General features: G+C 64.5%; 3 protein-coding genes. 2 read left to right on the top strand and 1 reads right to left on the bottom strand.

Translation table 11 applies throughout. From position 1 onward, the window contains the following. Window positions 1-665 precede the first annotated feature (665 nt). Window positions 666-2,030, top strand: a complete 1,365-nt coding sequence (dnaB, locus tag FFS51_RS14500) for a replicative DNA helicase (RefSeq protein ID WP_045246938.1) — start codon at window positions 666-668, stop codon at window positions 2,028-2,030. A 76-nt stretch (window positions 2,031-2,106) separates the two neighbouring features. Then, window positions 2,107-3,888, top strand: a complete 1,782-nt coding sequence (locus tag FFS51_RS14505; RefSeq protein WP_171006211.1) for a KAP family P-loop NTPase fold protein — start codon at window positions 2,107-2,109, stop codon at window positions 3,886-3,888. Here FFS51_RS14505 and FFS51_RS14510 read toward each other — a convergent pair. Continuing rightward, window positions 3,885-4,002, bottom strand: a 118-nt coding sequence (locus tag FFS51_RS14510) for an integrase core domain-containing protein (RefSeq protein WP_137878779.1), incomplete at its 5' end; no start/stop codon positions are given. The genes FFS51_RS14505 and FFS51_RS14510 overlap by 4 nt on opposite strands.

Genomic DNA, 4,002 nt, shown 5'->3' on the forward strand with positions numbered 1-4,002 from the left:
GGCCCGGGGGGAGGGCCGTCGACGCGGTGCGTGCGTGGTGCCCGGGGGCGGATGCGACGCCGGCGCGTCGCGTCTGCACGGGGGCGGACGGGCGGACCCGTGACATCCGGCGATGCGTTGTGGTGATGAGGTTCATCCGTCTCACCTCCTCCTCAGGTAAGTGCCGCTGCTGCGGTGATGCGGCGAGTGTATGCACGTCGTTCGAGTGGACGGAAGCGGGTTCGTGTCCGGAAATTCCGGCCCCTCACGGCCCTCTTTCGCCCCTTCCACGGTCCGGAATTCTGCACAGTTCGTCACCTCGAACGCACAACCTTCAACCCGCCCTTCAACCAGGGACTTATTCACACCCGTGGATAGTGTTAATACCTGATCAGATTGTAAAAAGTGGCCGAAAATCGTTACGTGGAGCACGGCTGTCCACAAGCTGTTCCCACAGGATCGGCGGCGTGTTTCCGCATTTCTCCACAGAGTTATCCACAGGGGTGTTTGCGCGGGGATAACCCCGTGTCTAACGTGAAGCGGGCGTCTCGCGGAGGGTCGCGAGAGCGGTGTCGGAGCCCGGTGTTCCAATGGGGGAACTCGGGTGGAAACGACTCACGCGAACCACCGAGACGATCGAATGACGGGGATGCCGCGGCATCCCGAACTGCTGGAGGGGAGCCCGGATGACGCTGGCCGACATCTCGGATGAGCGCTGGGGCGGACCACGCCAGAACGAGCGCACGCCCCCGCATGACGCGCTGGCGGAACAGAGCACCCTCGGCGGCATGATGCTCTCCAAGGACGCGGTCGCCGACGTCATCGAGACACTGCGCGGTGTCGACTTCTACGTGCCGAAGCACGAGCTGATCTTCGACGCGATCCACTCGCTCTACGCGCACGGCGAGCCGACCGACGTCGTCGCCGTCACCGACGAGCTCATCAAGAGCGGCGACCTGCAGCGCGCCGGCGGCGCCGACTACCTGCACAGCCTGACCTCTATCGTGCCGACCGCGGCCAACGCCGGCTACTACGCGGGCATCGTCTCGGAACGGGCGCTGCTGCGCCGCCTCGTCGAGGCCGGAACCCGCATCGTGCAGATGGGCTACTCGGGGCAGGGCGAGGCCGTCGACCTCGTCAACAGTGCGCAGGCCGAGATCTACTCGGTGACCGGTGCCCAGGAGGCGGAGGACTACGTCGCGCTGACGTTCGCCGTCGACGCGGCCGTCGAGGAGATCGAAGCGGCCCGCGGCCGCGACGGTCAGATGACCGGCATCCCGACCGGGTTCCAGTCGCTCGACGAACTCACCAACGGCCTCCACGGCGGTCAGATGATCGTCGTCGCCGCCCGTCCCGCCATGGGTAAGTCGACGCTCGCGCTTGACTTCGCGCGGGCCGCGGCCATCAAGCACGACATGCCGACGATTTTCTTCTCACTCGAGATGGGGCGCAGCGAGATCGCGATGCGTCTGCTCAGCGCGGAAGGATCGGTGCCGCTGCAGAACATGCGCAAGGGCACGCTCGACTCGCGCGACTGGACGACGATCGCCGCCACCCGTGGCCGCATCAACGATGCACCCCTCTACATCGACGATAGCCCGAACATGACGCTCGTCGAGATCCGCGCGAAGTGCCGGCGGCTCAAGCAGCGCGCGGGTCTGAAGATGGTCATCATCGACTACCTGCAGCTCATGACCAGCGGCAAGCGGGTCGAGAGCCGCCAGCAGGAGGTCAGCGAGTTCTCGCGGGCGCTCAAGCTCCTGGCGAAGGAGCTGCAGGTGCCGGTCATCGCACTGTCGCAGCTGAACCGTGGTTCCGAGCAGCGCCAGGACAAGCGTCCCCAGGTGAGCGACCTGCGTGAATCAGGCTCCATCGAGCAGGACGCCGACATGGTGATCCTGCTGCACCGCGACTCCGTCTACGACAAGGACACCCGCCCGGGCGAGGCGGACCTCATCGTCGCCAAGCACCGCAACGGCCCGACCGCGACGCTCGAGATCGCGTTCCAGGGTCACTACTCGCGGTTCACCGATATGGCCGCGGGGGTCTGAGGGAGCTGTAGGTTCCACGCCGAGATGACAGTTTCCACGGGTAGTTGGCAGACATCTGGCAGTTCTGCCATTTGCTGTGGACGACGTCACGCTCAACGCAGAGGAGGGAGGGGCGGTGACGAGGTCGGACTACCTGTTCGATGACAACCCTGCAACGCAGGATCTGACTGGACTACACGCGGTGGCGGTCGCAGTCGCGGATGTTGCCGTTGATGACCGGTTTGAGACGCTCACGGTTGGCCTGAACTCCCCTTGGGGCGGCGGCAAGAGCACGGCACTCAACCTGATCGAAGTGGAACTGCGGCGCCGCGACGACGTTGTCGTAGTCGTTATCGATCCATGGGAGTTCGTGGACTCTGGCGATCCGCGTGGCACGCTGATCAATCGTGTTCTGGAAGGTATCGCGGCAGAGCTGACCGCTGAGCGCCTCGCGAAGCGGCAGGGCGGTTCGGCGAAACTCACGGGTGTGGCCTCTGACCTGATCGACAAGCTGAACGATCTCCGCAAGCGAGTCTCCTGGAGCAAGGTCGCTCAGGTCGCGATCACATCCGCCGTGACTTTGACGCCGAACATCGCCGACTTGGTCAACGCTCTCACGCCTGAGCCAGCCAAGGCACCGGCCGCGAAGGGGATGCGCGACTTCCGCGCGGACTTTGGAAAGCTACTCGCTGGGATGGGTGATGGGTGGCGTGTCGTCGTGCTCATCGATGATCTCGACCGCTCGCTCCCCGACGATGTGCTCGGAGCGCTTGAAGCGATCAAGCTGTTCCTGAGCGTGAAGGGCATGTCCTTCGTGATTGCTGCGGACGACGACTTCATCCGGGAGAGCCTTCGCGACGCCCTCGATCGCAGTGGAGGAAGTCGAGGGCGTTTCGCCGACCGCTACACGGAGAAGATTGTTCAGCTGCCTTTCACATTGCCGCGATTGTCGTCGGCCGACGCCGTCGCCTACCTCGCAGCGCTCTTCGTTCAGGCGGACGCGGGCAGGGACTGCGCGGCGGCCGTTGCGGAGAAGGCTGCCCTCCGACGCATCAAGGGCGAGGTGCCCTATGTCGCAGCAAACCTTCACGAGTCGTTCCCGACGGAAGAGCACATACGGCTGGCGAACCAGATCGTTCGCGGAATGAGTACTTCACGTCGCGAGACCCCGCGGCAGCTCAAGCGGTTCCTTAACAACTTCGCCGTGCGTGCCGAGATGCTGGGGGCCCAGTTCGAGGGATTCCCGGTCGAGATCCTCATGAAGCTCTGGCTGCTCGAACAGAACCACCCCCATCAGTTCCGGGAGCTTGTCGGAACGAGCGAAACGCAGAGGCGACAGCTTCTCGGCGGGTGGGAGAGCGGAGCTATCGAGGCACCGGCAGAGATCACAGCATGGGCCAACGAGGAGCCAAAGGCGTCCGACGTCGGGGCATGGGTTGACCGGTATGTCTCATTCGCCACCGCCACCGTCGCAACGCTCCAATCCGCCGCGGTGCTGGACGACGAGCAGAGTTCCCTCCTCGCGCAACTCACAGATACGAGTGGCCTTATCAGGACGGAAGCTGTCAGCAGGCTCACAACGATGCCCTCCAGCGGAGACGAGGACGTTGCGCGGCACCTTGCGACGGCGATCGTCGGAGACCGCTCCTCGGCAGCTCTGGAGTCGTTGCAGGCGTTGGGCGTCAAGCGGCCCGATCTCCGTCCGATCATGAGCGCCGTGATACTGGACGAGTTCGTTCTGAACGCGCTCGATGCAGAGCACGTCCCGTGGCTGGCGGCATCCTTCCCAGAGGTCGTTGCCGCGCTTCGTACGCGGCCCGGTGCGACACCCGAACTGTTGGCGGCGATCAATGAAGAGTCCGATGGGGTTGCGCTCTAGTTGTACTTCCCCGTGACGTTGTGAACGCGGGCTGAGGGGGTCTGGCCGCCGATCCCGGTGTGGGGTCTGTGGTGATTGTAGTGATGCAGCCAGGTCTCGTATGCCGCGGCTCGC

The sequence above is a fragment of the Microbacterium sp. 4NA327F11 genome (assembly GCF_005503465.1).
Classification (GTDB): Bacteria; Actinomycetota; Actinomycetes; order Actinomycetales; family Microbacteriaceae; genus Microbacterium; species Microbacterium ginsengisoli.